This is a genomic window from Hyphomonas beringensis, assembly GCF_000682755.1.
In the GTDB taxonomy this organism is placed as follows: Bacteria; Pseudomonadota; Alphaproteobacteria; order Caulobacterales; family Hyphomonadaceae; genus Hyphomonas; species Hyphomonas beringensis.
Window position 1 is genome coordinate 93,310 of the sequence record NZ_AWFF01000026.1, and the last position, 16,795, is coordinate 110,104.

Annotated in this window: 17 protein-coding genes; 13 read left to right on the forward strand and 4 right to left on the reverse strand. The window is 60.1% G+C overall.

The genetic code is table 11. From position 1 onward, the window contains the following. The first annotated feature begins 15 nt into the window (after positions 1-15). The 6 genes from HY29_RS04145 to HY29_RS04170 all read left to right on the forward strand — a co-directional run bounded on the left by HY29_RS04145 (position 16) and on the right by HY29_RS04170 (position 5,929). Positions 16-447, forward strand: coding sequence for a DUF350 domain-containing protein (locus HY29_RS04145; protein ID WP_034792805.1), 432 nt, complete (start codon positions 16-18; stop codon positions 445-447). Between the two features lie 15 nt (positions 448-462). Next, complete coding sequence (locus tag HY29_RS04150; RefSeq protein WP_034792808.1) at positions 463-1,284, forward strand: S1 family peptidase; 822 nt, start codon at positions 463-465, stop codon at positions 1,282-1,284. Continuing rightward, positions 1,281-2,180, forward strand: coding sequence for an orotidine-5'-phosphate decarboxylase (gene pyrF / locus HY29_RS04155; RefSeq protein ID WP_034792810.1), 900 nt, complete (start codon positions 1,281-1,283; stop codon positions 2,178-2,180). Before HY29_RS04150 ends, pyrF begins: the two co-directional genes overlap by 4 nt. Positions 2,181-2,281: 101 nt before the next feature. After that, positions 2,282-4,453 (forward strand): PQQ-dependent dehydrogenase, methanol/ethanol family, encoded by a 2,172-nt coding sequence (locus HY29_RS04160; RefSeq protein WP_034792812.1) that lies wholly within the window; start codon positions 2,282-2,284, stop codon positions 4,451-4,453. A gap of 53 nt (positions 4,454-4,506) precedes the next feature. After that, complete coding sequence (locus HY29_RS04165) at positions 4,507-5,046, forward strand: tellurite resistance TerB family protein (RefSeq protein ID WP_034792814.1); 540 nt, start codon at positions 4,507-4,509, stop codon at positions 5,044-5,046. Between the two features lie 58 nt (positions 5,047-5,104). Further along, positions 5,105-5,929 carry a sulfotransferase family protein gene (locus HY29_RS04170; RefSeq protein ID WP_034792895.1) on the forward strand — a complete coding sequence of 275 codons (825 nt, stop codon included), beginning with the start codon at positions 5,105-5,107 and terminating at the stop codon, positions 5,927-5,929. On the opposite strand, the gene HY29_RS04175 is transcribed toward HY29_RS04170, so the two are convergent. Together HY29_RS04175 and HY29_RS04180 are read right to left on the reverse strand one after the other, a co-directional pair. Next, positions 5,913-6,593, reverse strand: a complete 681-nt coding sequence (locus HY29_RS04175; protein ID WP_051601119.1) for a glutathione S-transferase family protein — start codon at positions 6,591-6,593, stop codon at positions 5,913-5,915. The two genes, HY29_RS04170 and HY29_RS04175, sit on opposite strands and share 17 nt — an antisense overlap. Next, on the reverse strand, positions 6,590-6,886 hold the full coding sequence (locus HY29_RS04180) for a YciI family protein (protein WP_034792817.1): 297 nt from the start codon (positions 6,884-6,886) through the stop codon (positions 6,590-6,592). The genes HY29_RS04175 and HY29_RS04180 overlap by 4 nt, the downstream gene beginning before the upstream one ends. Before the next feature lie 136 nt (positions 6,887-7,022). Here HY29_RS04180 and HY29_RS04185 point away from each other — a divergent pair, with 136 nt between their 5' ends. Continuing rightward, on the forward strand, positions 7,023-7,637 hold the full coding sequence (locus HY29_RS04185) for a TetR/AcrR family transcriptional regulator (RefSeq protein ID WP_034792820.1): 615 nt from the start codon (positions 7,023-7,025) through the stop codon (positions 7,635-7,637). Between the two features lie 238 nt (positions 7,638-7,875). Here the strand turns inward: HY29_RS04185 and tsaD are convergent, their stop codons facing one another. Continuing rightward, positions 7,876-8,985, reverse strand: a complete 1,110-nt coding sequence (tsaD, locus tag HY29_RS04190; protein ID WP_034792823.1) for a tRNA (adenosine(37)-N6)-threonylcarbamoyltransferase complex transferase subunit TsaD — start codon at positions 8,983-8,985, stop codon at positions 7,876-7,878. A gap of 137 nt (positions 8,986-9,122) precedes the next feature. Here tsaD and HY29_RS04195 point away from each other — a divergent pair, with 137 nt between their 5' ends. The 4 genes from HY29_RS04195 to HY29_RS04210 all read left to right on the forward strand — a co-directional run bounded on the left by HY29_RS04195 (position 9,123) and on the right by HY29_RS04210 (position 12,600). Then, positions 9,123-9,644 (forward strand): RNA polymerase sigma factor, encoded by a 522-nt coding sequence (locus HY29_RS04195; RefSeq protein ID WP_034792825.1) that lies wholly within the window; start codon positions 9,123-9,125, stop codon positions 9,642-9,644. Further along, on the forward strand, positions 9,637-10,224 hold the full coding sequence (locus HY29_RS04200; RefSeq protein ID WP_034792827.1) for a hypothetical protein: 588 nt from the start codon (positions 9,637-9,639) through the stop codon (positions 10,222-10,224). Before HY29_RS04195 ends, HY29_RS04200 begins: the two co-directional genes overlap by 8 nt. Positions 10,225-10,467: 243 nt before the next feature. Beyond that, entirely contained in the window at positions 10,468-11,214 is a 747-nt protein-coding gene (locus HY29_RS04205) for a hypothetical protein (protein WP_051601120.1), read from the forward strand. Positions 11,215-11,418: 204 nt separating this feature from the next. Beyond that, complete coding sequence (locus HY29_RS04210; RefSeq protein WP_034792829.1) at positions 11,419-12,600, forward strand: hypothetical protein; 1,182 nt, start codon at positions 11,419-11,421, stop codon at positions 12,598-12,600. 23 nt (positions 12,601-12,623) lie between these two features. Here the strand turns inward: HY29_RS04210 and lepA are convergent, their stop codons facing one another. Beyond that, a complete protein-coding gene (gene lepA, locus HY29_RS04215) occupies positions 12,624-14,429 on the reverse strand; it encodes a translation elongation factor 4 (RefSeq protein ID WP_034792911.1) in 1,806 nt (601 codons plus the stop codon). A gap of 176 nt (positions 14,430-14,605) precedes the next feature. Between lepA and HY29_RS04220 the strand changes: the two genes are divergently transcribed. Both HY29_RS04220 and HY29_RS04225 read left to right on the forward strand, forming a co-directional pair. Beyond that, positions 14,606-15,100, forward strand: a complete 495-nt coding sequence (locus tag HY29_RS04220; RefSeq protein WP_034792831.1) for a YciE/YciF ferroxidase family protein — start codon at positions 14,606-14,608, stop codon at positions 15,098-15,100. A 120-nt stretch (positions 15,101-15,220) separates the two neighbouring features. Continuing rightward, the gene (locus HY29_RS04225) at positions 15,221-16,345 is read left to right on the forward strand and encodes an aromatic ring-hydroxylating oxygenase subunit alpha (RefSeq protein ID WP_034792833.1); all 1,125 of its coding nucleotides are present in this window, start codon (positions 15,221-15,223) and stop codon (positions 16,343-16,345) included. Positions 16,346-16,795: the final 450 nt, after the last annotated feature.

Below are 16,795 nucleotides of genomic sequence, written 5' to 3' on the forward strand. Positions count from 1 at the left end.
AAGAGCGAGCTCCGTATGGGTGGTGAAACTCTGGCATTTGTCGAGGCGTTTCCGCGCTTCCTTTTGTGGACCGGTGCGGCTGGCGTCATGCTGGTCATTGCCAGCACGATTTATGTGCTGCTCACCCCATGGAAAGAACTTGCCCTTGTAAAACAAGGAAATTCTGCTGCCGGGCTCGCGCTGGCAGGGGCCATTGCCGGGCTTGCCATTCCGATTGCATCCTGCCTTGCCTCCAGTGTCACGCTGATTGATCTGGTGATTTGGGGCATCGTGTCGCTGCTCATTCAACTCATTGTGTACCGCCTTGTAGACGTCATCCTGACGGACATTCCGAAGCGAATCGAACAGGAAGAGGCCGGCGCAGCCATTGTCTTGATTGCCGCAAAATTATCCTCAGCTCTTATACTTGCAGCCGGTCTCTGGGATCCGGCCCTGCAACGGTTTTGAGAAGGGGGCCTGGCTTTGCGTTCGTTTGACTGGGTGATCTATGTGGCGGTTCTGGCGGTCTTCGTCTGGACGATGTTCGCGCAGGACCCGAAAGCGGATGCGCCGGAACCTGCGCCAGCCATGGTCGAGGCCGATGGGCCAACCCTTCCGCCGCCATCTCCGTTGGACGAACAGGTTCTGGTTCAGGTCAATGAACCCAAGGACGGTATCGGCACGGCCTTCGCCGTCAACAAGACGGGCCAGTGGATCACGGCGCGGCACGTTGTTGATGGGTGCAACTCCGTCGGCCTTCTGGTGGCACCGGGCCAGTATGTTCCGGTTGAGAGCATTGTCGTGGACCCGGATCATGACCTCGCGCTGCTTTCCACGGGGCGCAGTCCGAACCCGGTGAAATTCGATCTCGACTCTCCGCTGCGCATTGGCGCGCATGGCTATCATGTCGGCTATCCGCAGGGACGGCCGGGAGAGGTCGCGACAAAGCTGATGTCACGTTCCAAGCTGATCACGCGCGGGCGCCGGGAAGGGGCTGAGCCCATTCTCGCCTGGGCAGAGATTGGCCGCACGCGGGGGCTAACCGGGTCTCTGGGCGGCATTTCCGGTGGCCCTGTCTTTGACAATAAGGGCGAAGTGCGCGGCGTGATCGTGGCCGAAAGCCCGCGCCGGGGCCGCATCTATACGGCTGCGCCCACCTCCATTGATGCCTTCCTGACCAGTTTGAGCGTGGACCGTGAAGACGGCCCGACAGAGATATTCGAAGAGGAGACCTACGGTCCCATGTCAGACAATGCGCGCCGCCGCCTGCAGGTTGTGAAAGTCGCCTGCCGGGTGAGCCCATGAGCGATTTTGCCAGCCGTCTGATTCAGGGCACGCGGTCTCTCGGTCCGCTCTGTGTCGGCATCGATCCGCACCCCGGCCGCATTCCAGATCTTTTCGGTGGCGACACGCCAGAGGGGCTGGCCGCCTGGGGCGAAGCGATTGTGGCGTCGGCTGCGGGCCGCGTCGCCGTGGTGAAGCCGCAAGTTGGCCTGTTTGAGCGTCACGGCCCGGACGGCATGCGCGCTTTGCAGCGGGTTTGCGACGCTTCTCAGGAGGCTGGCTTGCTGGTCATCGCGGATGCCAAGCGTGGAGACATCGGCACCACCGCCAAGGGCTATGCAGCGGCCTATCTTTCTCGGAACGCACCGTTCCGTTCTGATGCGGTCACCGTGAACCCCTATATGGGGCTCGATACGCTGGAGCCTTTTCTCGACTTGGCCGAAGAGACAGGGAAGGGCGTTGTCGTGCTGGCGCGCACGTCGAATCCCGGCTCTGCGGACTTTCAGGCTAGGGATCTGGAAGGCGCGCCGCTCTATGCCCGCGTTGTAGAGGCGCTCGCCCCGGCGATTGACCGGCTGAAGGGCGCGGAAGGCTGGTCCAGCCTGATGCTGGTGGCAGGCGCGACCGGGCCGGACGAGGCGCGTCATCTGCGCAGCCTCGCGCCGCAGGCCCTGTTCCTTGTGCCAGGCTATGGCGCGCAGGGCGGCGGCGCATCCGACGCGCTGGCAGGCTTTACCCGCATCGGCAATCGCCTCGAAGGCGGCACGGTCAACGCGTCCCGTTCGGTCACTTTCCCGTCGGGCAGCGACACCGCGGCCACCAAGGCAGACTGGCGCCAGCTGATTGAAGCAGCGATTGATGACGCGCAGGCCGACCTCTCCCGCCATGCCGGCAATACGGCGGTCACCTCTGGCTGACCTAAAGACAGGTCTCGACAATCTGCGGCCATCCTCTAGCATCTTCTGTAAAGGCGGCATCAGACCGCCCTATATGAAAATCAACGGGGAGAGAAACGGCCATGAGGACTTGGCAGTCTACCTTGATTGCGGGGGCATCGCTCGCAATCCTAGCCGCCTGCGGGCAGGCAAAAACCGAAACAAATCAAACACCAGAGGCACCAGCCGAGACGGAGGCCTTCGCGTCCGTCCACACGGCGCGCATCAAAGATGCCAGTGGCGGCGATGAGTGGCTGACCTATGGCGGCACATATGATGAGCAGCGCCATTCTACACTGACCCAGGTCAGCAAGGAAACAGTCGGCGATCTCGGCGTGGCGTGGACATATGACCTCGCCACAAATCGCGGCGTGGAATCGACACCGATTGTCGTCGATGGCGTCATGTATGTCACCTCCGCCTGGTCCATCGTCTACGCGCTGGACGCCCAGACGGGGGAAGAGCTATGGGTCTATGATCCTGAAGTGGACAAGTCTGTCGGCGTGAATGCCTGCTGCGATGTCGTGAACCGCGGGGTCGCCGTCTATGATGGCAAGATCTATGTCGGCGTCATCGATGGCCGTCTGGAAGCGCTGGACGCCAAGACGGGTGAACGCGTCTGGAGCACGGTCACGGTCGACCAGTCCAAGCCTTACACCATCACCGGCGCGCCGCGCGTTGCGAATGGCAAGGTTCTGATCGGTAATGGCGGAGCGGAACTCGGCGTACGCGGTTATCTGTCCGCCTATGATGCCGAGACCGGCGACCAAGTCTGGCGGTTTTACACCGTCCCCAATCCTGAAAAGCAGCCGGATGGCGAAGCGTCAGACTCTGCCTTTGAACAGGTCGGCAATGTCACCTGGGGCGATGATGGCGCATGGGTTACCGATGGGGGTGGCGGCACGGTCTGGGATTCCATTGTCTATGATGATGTGAATGATCAGATCATCTTCGGCGTCGGCAATGGCTCGCCCTGGAACCGCACCTATCGCGACCCGTCCGGCGGGGACAATCTGTTCCTGTCTTCCATTGTCGCGGTCGATGCCGCGACCGGCGAATACAAATGGCACTTCCAGACCACTCCGGGCGACAATTGGGACTATACCGCCACGCAGAGCATCATTCTGGCGGATCTTCCGGTTGGCGAAGACGGGGAGACCCGGCGCGTCGCCATGCAGGCCCCGAAGAATGGCTTTTTCTATGTGATTGATGCCGAGACGGGTGAGTTTATTTCCGGCGATGCCTATGTGCCCGTAAACTGGGCCACCGGCCTCGACGAGAATGGCCGGCCGGTCGAAATCGCAGACGCGCGTTATGGTGATACGCCCTATTTGCAGACGCCAGGCCCGCTGGGCGGCCATAACTGGCACCCGATGGCGTTCGATCCGGATCTGAACCTTGCCTACATTCCGGCGCAGGAAATTCCGCAGGCCTATGCGCGCGATAGCCGCTTTGAGTCTGATCCTGTCGGCTGGAATACCGGCGCGGACTTCTCCGCGGGCGTGCCACCGATTGCACCGCCGGAAGTCGCCAAGATGCTGCGCGCCACCCTGAAAGGCCGGCTCATTGCGTGGGATCCGGTTGCGCGTGCTCCGCGTTGGACGGTTGAGCATGAGAATGCCTGGAATGGCGGCGTCCTCTCCACGGCTGGCGGCCTGGTCTTCCAGGGCAAGCTGACCGGGGAGTTTGCAGCCTATGATGCGGCCACCGGTGACAAATTGTGGAGCCATGATCTGAAAGCAGGCGGCGCATCCGGGCCGGGCACATACATGATTGATGGCGAGCAATACGTCACCATCACCACCGGCTGGGGCAGTGCCTTCGCGCTGGCAGCAGGCTTTGGGTATGACGAGGCTGTGCCGTCCACCGTCGGCAAGGTCGTCACCTTCAAGCTGGGTGGAACGGCCGAGATTGCCGATCCTGACTTCCCGATGATCGACAAGACGCCGAAAGGGGAGGCGTTCGGTGATGAAACCATGATTGCCGAGGGCTCGATCCATTACGCCCGCAATTGCGCGGTCTGCCATGGCCCTCTGGCGGTCAGCTCCGGTGTGCTGCCGGATCTGCGCTGGTCGGCGATTACCGGCAATCAGGATGCCTTCAAGGGCGTTGTCATTGACGGAACCCTGGCCGCCAATGGCATGGTCTCATTTGCAGACGAGTTGACCCCGGAAGAGGTTGAGACCGTCCGCGCCTATATCCTGGCCCAGGCCTATGCCGCCCAACCGGCTGAGACGCAGCCCGCGGAAGAATAAGGGCGTTTGACTTTGATGTGGCGCGGCTATCAAGGCCGCGCTACACATGCCGGATGCAGTTCCTGATCCTCATCCTGGGTATTCTGACCGCCATCGGGGCGTGGTCCTGGCGCATTCATATGGCGCGCCAGGGGGCCAGGATGTCGATGGACGCCGCCCGAACAGTTGCCAATGCGCCGCGCCGCTTTGCCTTTCGCTACAAGGCCAGTCAGAACGGCATCAGCCTGATTAGTGACCCGAGAGAGGCCGCCGCCATCATGATGATGGAAGTGGCGCGGGCCCGCGGCGGGCCACTGACCGAGGCCCAGGCGCGCGTTCTGAATGAAGAGATCATGCAGCATTTCAACTTTACCCTGACTGAGGCTGAGGAGCTGTCTGCCCATGCTGCCTGGGTGACCAATACAGCGCCGGATCCTCGCCAGACCATGCGCAAGCTGAGCCAGCTGATCGTCAGTGCACCACAACTTGGCCCCAAGGAAGTGATTGATCTGGATGCCATGCTGGTTGCCGTATCAGAGGCGGAGGGTGTCCCAACGCGCGAGCAGCTGGCCATGCTGCAGGTGTTCAGAGATAGGGCAGGGCTGAAGACCTGAGACTATTTCGTGTCGTGACGAGTTGCCACGGCGATCAAGGAATAATATGTCAGACGTGATGCCAAATCGTCTCCCAACCGAATATCGCGCCAAGGCCTTGAATGAGGCGTGGACAAATTTTTCCATTTTGCGCCATGGTCGTTTCGACGGGATACTGGTGACGTCCAAGAATTCCGGCACGCATTGGCTGAAATACATGCTGGCTGTCGCTCTGGCGGAAACGTATGGAATTCCGTGTCCGTACTATTTTTCGGAGAATGCGGTTCGACCTTACATTGGTTGGCCCAAGGATGATGTCACATATCCTGAGCTGCCGCGTCTGGCATTCAGTCATACAATTCCGCACCATCTGGCAGACATGGGCTGGGCACGCAGCCTGGCCGGGTTGCCGCCTTATGTGCTGGCGGTGCGCCATCCCATGTCCATTCTGGCCAGCCATTACGCCAAATGGGAATATGACATCCAGGTTGACTGGATCACCTATCTGAAGGGGGATCCCGGCGGATCAAAATATCGCTGCGACCTCTACTGGCTCGCCCGTTTTTGGAACCGCTGGGGGGATGTTTATGCGCGGCATCCCGACTCGATCCTGCTGGTCCATTATGAGCAGACCCAGAAGAACCCACGCGCCATTCTTGAAGCTGTATCTTGCCAATGGGGCCTTGATCTTACCCCCGCCGCGATTGAGGCCGCTCTGGCTGCGGGCACAAAAGAGGCCATGGCAAAAAAGGTGGACCCTGAGGCAGAGCCCAATGTTCTGCAAAACCGGAAAACCCAATTGGCGGAGCTGTTCACGGGGGAGGCGATGGAGATCTATTCAGATCATGTCCAGACATTGTTCCGGCATGATCTAGGGTATGATCTGCTCAGCTTTCCGTCTTGAGATAACCGCTTGAGCGTCCGTCTGCTGTGTATTTGATCCACCAGGGTTCCGCTTCGGCCTGTTTTTCCAATGTCTTGAAATCCGGGTCGTCCAGAACGGCGTCAGAATAGTCTTTCGCCGCACCGGTCAGCTCCAGCCCATAAGTGCGAAAGCGTGTTACCACGGGCAGGTAAAACGCATCAGCCGCGCTCCATTTTCCGAACAGAAAGTCACCTCCGTCGCCATATTGCGCGCGAAGATTGCTGAACATGCTCTGTATGCGCGCAATATCGGACTCCAACGCTTCGGTCATGTGCGGGGTTTCCTCACGGCCGCGAATGTCCATCGGGCACGCCTTGCGCAGGGCAGGGAAACCGGCATGCATCTCTCCGGCCACGGCGCGGCCAATCGCGCGCTTCGTGCTATCTTCCGGCCACACGTCGCCAGCCGGGGCCCATTCGGCAATCCACTCCGTGATCGCCAGGCTCTCCCACACGGTCACATCATCCCAGATCAGCAGGGGCACCTTCGCCGTCGGGCTGATCTCTTTCAGCTTTGCGGACGTGTCCGGGAAATCCAGCGGCACGATCACTTCCTCAACGGGCAGGCCCACCTTGCGGGCAACCATCATGGGACGGATCGACCAGCTGGAATAGTTCAGATTGCCGAGGACCAGCTGTCTCATGCGGGCTTTCCAGCTCCGAGCACCCATTTCACTTCCGTGATTTGCACATCTGCAAACACGCCTGCTTTGGCATACGGGTCCTGTTGGCCCAGCTCTTTGGCCGCTGCCAGGTTTTCGGCTTCAATCAGGCAAAGCGATCCGATCATGCGGCCATCCTCTGACATCAGCGGGCCGGCCATGCGAACGCGGTCTCCCAGCGCGCCAGCCCACTCCAGATGGGCGGGGCGGTTGGCCGTGCGGCGCGCTTCGCCATGGGTTTCATCATCGCGGCAGTTGAAGCAGTAAAGGGGCATCAGGTCATCGTCTCCATGGCTAAATCAGACCGAACGAAGCTATGGCACAAATGATCTATCCAATCCAATCTGCTGAACGGAAAAAATGGACTGAATGAATCATTGATCCTTCAGAAACTGAGAGTATGCTTGCGCAATGAGTGACACAACAGATACCCGCCAGCAGATCGTCGAGGCGGCCATGCAGCGCATCGTGCACTATGGCTATGCCAAGACAACGATGTCCGAGATTGCCAAGGACTGTAATATGTCCGCCGGCAACATTTATCGTTTCTTCGCTTCCAAGCTCGACATCGCCGAGGCAATCGCCCGCAAGTTCAACGCCGACCTCTATCAATCCTATGCAGGTATTTGTCGTGAAAAGGCGAGCGCAGCTGACCGGCTGCGGCGCTTTTTCGAGTTTGGCCTGGCACGCACCTATGAGGCGCTGGAGGAAAAGGACAAGCTGATCGAACTGGCCCAGACGCTGGGCGATGAGCGGCCGCTCTTCATGAATGAGCAATACGCGCAGGAGCGGGTCTATCTGGTGCAGATCCTTGAAGAAGGCGTAGAGTCAGGCGAATTCCGCCCGATCGGGCATAAGGAAGAAACTGCGGAGATGATCCAGGCATCCCTGATGAAATTCCGTTTTCCGCAGATGTTTTCCCATCTCACCCTGCCGAAACTGCAGCGGGAACTGGCCGGTGTCATGAATTTGCTGCTGGCGGGGCTGTCGACGGGCGCGACCGTGCCGGAGCGGCACATGAAATGACGACTGAATAAAATAGAAATCGTTCATTGATTTTTATTCAGGTGCTTGCTATATGCTGGGCATGGACGGTGCTGTCTGCCGTTCACCTGCTTGAAAGTGACTTGAAAAATGACCCTGTCTAAAACCGAAACCCGTCAGGCCCTGTTCTCGTTTGCCGCTGCCCTCCCCATGGCAATCGCCATGCTGGCAGCCGTCGTGGCGCTCGCAGAATACACGGTTTAAGCCCCGTGATGCCTTATCAGGCCTTGGCGCCCCGACGTCCCGTTCCATAGACGGGAGAGGTGTTCGCCGCCGCTTCATCCAGCGGCCAGCGCGGCCTCGCCCCGGCGCCAAGGTCCCCGGCCTCTCCTGAGATGAGGCCCGCTGCCAGTCTTTCCGCGCCCGCAAGCGCAATCATGGCGGCATTATCCGTACAATGTCTCAGCGGCGGCGCAATCAGCCGCGCCCCGGCCTCGGCGGCAACTGTTTCCAGGGCCGCGCGGATGGCCTTGTTGGCCGCGACGCCGCCCGCAACGACGAATCTTTTCTCCTGGCCTTTGCCCGGCTCAAACGCCTCCAGCGCGCGCGAAGCCTTCACCGCCAGCACATCCGTCACCGCCTTCTGAAAGCTCGCGCAGAGATCGCGCATGCGGTCTTCCGTTTGCGGCGCGTCTTCTGCAGCGCGCGCGACGGCGGTCTTCAGGCCGGCAAAGCTCATGTCCAGGCCGGGCCGGTTCAGCAGGGGGCGGGGCAGGTCAAATGCGTCGGCATTGCCCCCTTCGGCAAGGCGCTCCACCGCCGGACCGCCCGGAAAGCCGAGCCCCAGCGTCTTCGCGGTCTTGTCAAAGGCCTCGCCCACGGCATCATCAATCGTGGAGCCAAGTCGGCGATAGTCTCCCAGGCCGCGCACCTCCAGAAACTGGCAGTGCCCGCCGGAAACCAGCAGCAATAAATAAGGGAAGGGGCAGTCATTGCCGAGGCGGGGGCTCAGCGCATGCCCTTCCAGATGGTTCACCGCGACGAAGGGTTTGCCGGCCGCCTGCGCGATCGCCTTGCCGGTCATCATGCCGACCAGCACGCCGCCAATCAGGCCGGGGCCGGAGGTTGCCGCCACACCGTCCAGGTCCGCATAGGAAAGCCCGGCCTCATGCATCGCCGCCTTGACCGTCAGGTCCGCCAGTTCCGCATGCGCCCGCGCGGCAATCTCTGGCACCACGCCCAGATAGGGCGCATGTTCTTCCAGCTGCGTGCGGATCACATCGGAGACCAGCTCTGCCTGCCCATCCTGCAGGCGCAGAACGGCCGCCGCGGTTTCATCGCAGCTTGTCTCGATGCCCAATATGGTCAGCGCCTTGCTCATGCCGGGCATGTAAGCGCCCCGGCCCGGTTTGGAAAGCCTTCCCCGCAGGCGGCCTGACGCGGCCTGCACGCGAAAGATCGCGCCTTGATCTGCATTTTTTTGCGCAGAATGTGTAAGAAAGAGGCCGGGCAGGGGACTATCCGGATATGAAACACGCTCAGGATCAGGATACGCTCTATCGCGAAGCGGTGGATGCCTTCGGGCCGGCCATGCAGCGTCTGGCGCGGGCAACCGAGGCAAATGCCGAGCGCCAGAGAGACCTTGTTCAGGATATGCACGTTGCGATCTGGCGCAGTTTTGCGCAGTTCGATGGCCGGTGCAGCCTCAGCACATGGGTCTACCGCGTCACCCATAATGTCGCCGCCAGCCATGTGGACCGCGAAACGCGGCGTAACCGAGGGGCGGTCACGCTCGATGCCATTGATCAGATGCCGGACGGGGGCAGCCTCTCGGCAGACCTTGAACAGGCCGACGCTCTGGAGCGCCTCATGGCCTGGATCCGGCGGCTAAAATCGCCAGACCGCCAGATCATGACACTTTATCTTGAAGACCTCAGCGCCGCAGAGATTGCCGAGATTACCGGCCTGACGCCTGGCGCCATCGCCACCCGTATTTCGCGTCTCAAGACACACCTCACCAAGGATTTTCAGGAGGCAGACAATGCCTGATCGCGACAGCCTGCAAAAACTCTGGGCCGCCCAGCCGGTGGAGCCCTTCAGCCTTTCTCCGGATGAGCTGCGCAATCGTGCGCGCAAATTCCAGTCCAGCCTTCGTATGCGCAACATGACGGAATACCTGGCCGCGCTTGTGGTTATCGGCATTTTCGGCTGGATGGCGATCCTGATCCCCGTGCCTGTGGTGAAGCTGGGCGCAGTCCTCACCATCATCGGTGCACTCTATGTCAGTTGGAAGCTGCACACCTATTCCGGGTCCGGCCTGGGGCAGGGGGGCGACGCGGCCGACAGCCTGATCCGCTATCACCGCAGGGAACTGGTGCGCCAGCGCGCCGCCCTTGCCAATGTGTGGCGCTGGTATCTGCTGCCCTTCCTGCCCGGGGCCCTGTTGTTCGTGGCCGGTGTATCTTTTGCGCCGGATACGGGTCTGCCCTTCCTTCTGGCACTTCCGGGCTTCCTGTTCAGTCTCGCCATTATGGGCGGCGTTGCCTATGGCATCATCTGGCTGAACAATCGCTCGGTCAGACAGCTGGATGCCGAAATCGCCGAACTGGATAAGGCCGCTGAGGGCTGATCGCGACCTTGCACGCGGCTTTATTTTCGTGAAGGCGATGTAATTGCCGCGCGGCGCCCCATATCAGACGTCTAATCCATCAGAGTGGAAGCGAAGCTCATTCTGTTCCTGGCCGCACTGTTCCGGCTGGAAGCGCTGAGAAGGCATCAGACTGCCTGCCACATAATATTTGCACATTGTGGGCCCGTCAGGGCTGCGCTGCGCCGGGCATCTTTCTTGTGCCCCGAAACGGGACGAGCCCCTATGGCCACTGGCATTTCAAGACAGCTGTCTCAGCTGACCCTTCCTCTCCATGATCGCGCCGGGGGGAGGCCGCACTGGCCCCGCTGGGTAACGCTGCAACTTGCCTGCATTCTTGGCTTTCTGACGTTGATGGTGATTGCGTTCGCAATGCCCGCCCGCGCAGAAGAAGCGCTTCCTGCGAATTCCTCGTCCAAGTCCTATGGCTCTGGCTGGGCGTGCGACATGGGGTATCGCGCCACAACAACTGAGTGTGAGAAAGTGGTCGTTCCGCAACATGGCTATGCCACTGACACGGCCTATGGCCGGGGTTGGGAATGTGACTATGGGTACGTCCGTAAGGGGATGAAGTGCCAGTTGATCGCTGTGCCTCAGCATGGCTATCTCGATTCCTTCGGCACCAGCTGGTCATGTGATCGCGGCTATTCCTCGGACGGGACCGATTGCCTGAAGATTCAGGTGCCGGACAATGCCTATCTGACGGATACGGAATATGGCGTTGGGTGGGAATGCGCCCATGGCTATGTCGCCAATCATGATCGTTGTGACGAGATAATCGTGCCTGCCAATGGCTTTCTCACCAGCAGTTCCTATGGCTATAGATGGGATTGTGATCGTGGCTATACCAAGGAAGGCGACCAATGCGTTGCCGTCCAGGTGCCTGAAAACGCGCATGTCAATTATGGCGGCGACGGCTGGACGTGCAACCGCCCCTATGAACAGGTCGGCCAGACCTGCGAACTGCCATAGGCAGAACGGATGGGGTTTTAATCCCCATCCATCCGCAGCGCGGCCACGAAGGCCTCCTGCGGGATTTCCACCTTGCCGAACTGGATAAGGCCGCTGAAGGCTGATCGCGAATAGAGTGCAATACTGTCGGATTACCCCCTTTCCATGAAAGGGTACTGTGATAGTCTCCATGAAGTAGAATTTTTCGTTGCTTATGGAGGTGTCATGCTGCGTGGGTTGATTACAGGCGGCATCGCCTTGGGCATTGCTGGTTTGGCGCCAGCAGAAGAGACACCGACATTACCTGCGACTTTCTGTGAGCGCATCGCGGAGATTGCGGCAGAGGAGCACAAATTCCTGTCGACTGGCATGTCTGGCCGCGCCGCAGCGCCGTTCATAAGGAAGTGGACCGTTCGGTCTGTACTGATGCCACGTGAGGATGGGAAAGGGTATCGGCGCATGGGCAGTTACCCGGAATGCTACACAGATGAGACGCACACAGAGTTAGAGCGCTGCTTCAATGCATACAGCACGTTCATATTTCCTGTTGGCAGCACGCAAGCAGCCAGAGAAAGCCATCCGGAGATTTTTCCTGAACCTCCTCAATATGATGAGCCTGTAGGTCTCTTGCCGCTGGAGGGCGGTCTCGCAAAAGTTGAGGCTGCTGTTGAATATGGTTCTCCGGGCACAATACATTCCCGGGCAACGGGCTTGTTTTTGAAGTCCATTACCGATCAGGACTCCATGGTGTGCGCCTTTGATAATCGCGTGCGTGAACGATACATATCAGACCCTCGTAGTGCTCGCGGAGATAGGATGTGTGCTTCCATCATTCGCGATGAGGCCAATATTGTGACGGGCGAAGAAAAGATGTCGCAAGAGGCAGCATCGGCTCTGCGAGAGAATGAAGACCTTCTGGACGTCGACCGAAGAGAAGGAACGCGTGCGCATCCGGGAGACCATTATATCGGGCCTTACATCGATATTGATGTGAATGCGGATGGAGTTGACGAACGTCTTGTGCAGGTCACGCACAGCCCCGGGACAGGGGGTTGCACATATTCCTATTTTGATCTGCTTGTCCCCGGCACGTTTGATGCGATCGCTGCAGGGGACTTGCGAGAAAAAGTGCTGGCGGCCCAGGGGGTAAAGGCCGGCGCCGGAGACAGAGGGCCAAATATGGGGTGCAGCCGTAAAAACGAAATCAGGCGAGTCGACGGCACAGTGTACTTTGAAACGCGCGGATTTGGGCTGGATAAAACTCCGGGTGAGGATAACTCCTATGTCACCAAAACCGGTGGTGCCTTGCAGAGGACGCTGCGCACTGTCACAGATGATGGCGTGCAAACGCAGTGCTCTACCCAGTTCTCGATAGAGCCCATCATTACCTATGACCGTGATCGATAGGAACAGGACCGGGAAGCTACGCCCTAATCCCCATCCATCCGCAGGGCTGCGACGAAGGCTTCCTGCGGGATTTCCACCTTACCGAACTGGCGCATGCGCTTCTTGCCCGCGGCCTGCTTGTCCAGCAGTTTCCGCTTCCGGCTGGCGTCACCGCCATAGCATTTCGCCGTTACGTCTTTTCTCAGGGCGCTGAGCGTCTCGCGCGCGATCACCTTGCCGCCAATGGCGGCCTGGATCGGGATCTTGAACATCTGGCGCGGGATCAGATCCTTCAGGCGCTCGCACATCTGGCGGCCACGGCTTTCCGCGCGGTCGCGGTGCACCAGCATGGCCAGCGCGTCCACCGGGTCATCATTCACCAGGATCTGCAGCTTCACGAGGTTCTCGGCACGGTGGCCGATGATCTCATAATCAAAGCTCGCATAGCCACGGCTGATGGATTTCAGGCGGTCGTAGAAGTCGAACACCACTTCGTTCAGCGGCAATTCGTATTTCACCATGGCGCGCCCGCCGACATAGGACAGCTCTTTCTGAACGCCGCGCCGGTCCTGGCACAGCTTCAGAATGGCGCCCAGATATTCATCCGGCGTGTAGATGGTTGCGTCGATCCACGGTTCGCGGATTTCCTTGATCTTGGTCACTTCCGGCATGTCTGCCGGATTGTGCAGCTCGATCTCTTCACCGTCCGTCATCGTCATTTCATAGACAACGCTCGGTGCGGTGGCGATCAGGTCCAGATCAAATTCGCGGCTGAGGCGCTCCTGAATGATTTCCAGGTGCAGCAGGCCCAGGAAGCCGCAGCGAAAGCCCATGCCCAGCGCGGCAGAGGTTTCCATCTCCCACGTAAAGCTCGCATCATTGAGGCGCAGCTTGCCCATGGCCGCGCGCAGATCGTCAAAGTCTGCCGCATCAACCGGGAACAGGCCGCAGAACACGACCGGCACCACTTCCTTATAGCCGGGCAGGGGCGTGTCGGTCTGGCGCTTTTCTTCCGTGATCGTATCACCGACCGCCGTGTCGGCCACTTCCTTGATCGAGGCGACGAGGAAGCCGACTTCGCCGGGCCCCAGCTCGTCCACATCAACCGGTTTCGGGCCGAACACACCCACCTTGTCGACCTCATAGGTCGCGCCGGTGCGCATCATGCGGACCTTTTGTTTCTTCTTCAGCACGCCATCATGCACGCGCACGATGACGACGACGCCCAGATACGGGTCGTAATAGGCATCCACCAGTGCGGCCTTCAGCGGCTTGTCCGCGTCGCCCGTCGGGGGCGGGGGCAGGCGCTTCACGATGGCTTCCAGCACGTCCGGCACGCCGAGGCCGGTCTTGGCGGAGATTTCCAGCGCGTCGGACGCATCCAGCCCGATGACATCCTCGATCTGTTCTTTCACCCGGCCCACATCTGCGGCTGGCAGGTCAACCTTGTTGAGCACGGGCAAGATTTCATGGTCCTGATCGATCGCCTGATAGACGTTCGCCAGCGTCTGCGCTTCCACGCCCTGAGAGGCGTCGACCACCAGCAGAGAGCCCTCACACGCCGCCAGGCAGCGGCTGACCTCATAGGAGAAGTCCACATGCCCCGGCGTATCCATCAGGTTCAGCACATAGGTCTCGCCGTCTGCGGCCGTATAGTTCAGGCGCACGGTCTGTGCCTTGATGGTGATGCCGCGCTCTTTCTCGATGTCCATCGAGTCGAGCACCTGTTCCTTCATCTCGCGGACAGTCAGGCCGCCGCAGGTCTGGATCAGGCGATCCGCCAGCGTCGACTTGCCGTGGTCGATATGGGCGATGATGGAAAAATTCCGGATTTTGTCACGTGGTGTCATGGGCGGGATATAGCCGCGCTTTGGGCCTGCGGGAAGCACTCTCCTTCATGCGCAGGGCGGGGAAATGCCCCGAAAGCGCGAATTCATGCGGATTTCCATTAATATCCGGCAATTCTCGGAACGATGGCCGGTCTCCCCCATTGTTAATGTGTACGCAATCAAGAAGGAGACGCCCCATGAGCATTCAGACACTCCAAGATCTGTATATCGACCAACTTCAGGACCTTTACAGCGCTAACCGTCAATCAAAGAAGGTGACGGAACGGCTGCAGCAAAAGGCCCATAATAATGATCTGCAAGACGCGCTGAAGCGCGGTGTGACTGGCATTGATGATGGCATCGAGGCCGTCGAAGGCCTGCTTCGCCAGCACAAGGCAGACCCAAAGGGAGAGTTCTGTCAGGGCATGGAAGGCCTGGTGAAAGAGGCTAAAGCCCACGCCATCGACGCCGATATTGCCGATTCGGACGTTCGCGACGCGTCCATCATCTCGCAATATCAGCGCATGACGCACTACGCGCTCGCCGGTTACGGCACGGTTGTGGCCTATGCCCGCCGTCTCGGCCTGGAAGACGACGCGAAGAAGCTGCAGGTCTGCCTCGACAATACCTATTCGGGTGACCGGGAAATGTCCCAGCTCGCCGAAGGGGGAATCAACCGCGTGGCCGCATAAGCCGCGTGACCAGAGTGCGGTTCTCCGGAAGGCAGGCCGGTGAATCGAAGTGGGGAACCCGGTCTGGCCTACGTGTCAGACCGGGTTTTCCTATGCCCGGCCCGGGTGTAAGCAGGGCGCATGGCTGACTCCTCTTCCTCTGCGCCGCAACAGGCGGCTTCCGCATCGACAGATAAAACCGGCATCAATGATGATGGCTTTCTGACGGATTGCTGGTATCTCGCCGCCCCGTCGGATGAGTTGAAAGCCGGTAAGCAGCAGCGCATCATGGTACTGGGTGAGCCGGTCGTCGTCGGCCGCACCCCGGCAGGGGAGGCGTTCGCCCTGCGCGACATCTGCCCCCACCGCCTGGTGCCGCTGTCTGCCGGCCAGCAAATCGAAACCGAGGGTGAGTGGACGCTGCAATGCCCCTATCATGGCTGGCGGTTCGGCACAGATGGCGGCTGCAAGCATATGCCCAGCCTGACCGATGACAGCCCGTATGATCCCTCCCGCGTCAAAGTGCGCCGCTATCCGGTGCATGAGGCGAGCGGCGCGGTCTATCTCTATGTCGCGCACAATCCGCGCAGCGACGCGCCCCCCGCCGTGCCGCCACCAGAATTCGGCCCGCTGCCGGAAAAGCCGGGCTTTGTCATCCATGACGTGTTCAATGCGCATATGGATGATGCGGTCGTTGGCCTGATGGACCCGGCGCACGTGCCGTTCGTGCACAATCAATGGTGGTGGCGCCCGCCATCGGCCGGGCTGAAGCTGAAGGAAAAGCCCTTCGGACCGACGGATCGCGGCTGGGCGATTGACCGCCACCAGCCAAGTTCGAATTCAAAGCTTTATCGCTGGGTGTTCGGCGGCAAGGTGGAAACCGAAATCCGGTTCCAGCTGCCCGGCTATCGCTGGGAAATCATTTCCAATGATACCGCGCGCCTGCTGACGCTCACCTGCCTTACGCCAGAGGCTCCGAAACGTACACGGATCACCCAGTTCACCTGGTGGACCGGCGCGCCGCTGCTGCACCTCGCCGTGCCGATTGCCAAGCCCATGGCCCGTAAATTCCTGTCGCAGGACCGGGAGATGGTCGACCTTCAGAATGAAGGCATGGCCCACCAGAAAGCCATGCTCTGGATCGACGACATCGACGTCCAGGCCAAATGGTACCAACGCCTGAAACGTGAGTGGACAGAGTGCCGAACCGAAGACCGTGCGTTTTCAAACCCGATCGAACCACGCGTACTGCGGTGGATGAGTTAGGGATAAGCCAACAGGTCTGAAGTATGTGGCATAGGCTGCCCACTCTTCCGCGCGCCCAGTGTCGCAGCGTGGCGGGTCATAGGTGCGCCTTACATGTGTATCTCTGGCTTTGTCATCCCGGAAAACGCGCAAGCGTTTATCCGGGACCCAGACGCGGCTGTGAAACATGAACTGGGTCCCGGATATTTGCTGACGCAAATTCCGGGATGACTGCGAACTAAACTTCCCACTCTTCCGCTCACCCCGGCGCAGGCCGGGGTCCAGGGCGGCAGGAACAAACTTCGGCGGATACAGCCCCACCCTCTCCCCCCGTAGATGCCTGCGCAGGCAGGCATTCCATCATGGACACGATCCTCATGAGCCTTGGGACCGCTCTCTGGATACCTGCCTTCGCAGGTATCTGCGGCATGATCGGGAGATGAGAGGGCACAGTCCCCAAACCCTCCGCCC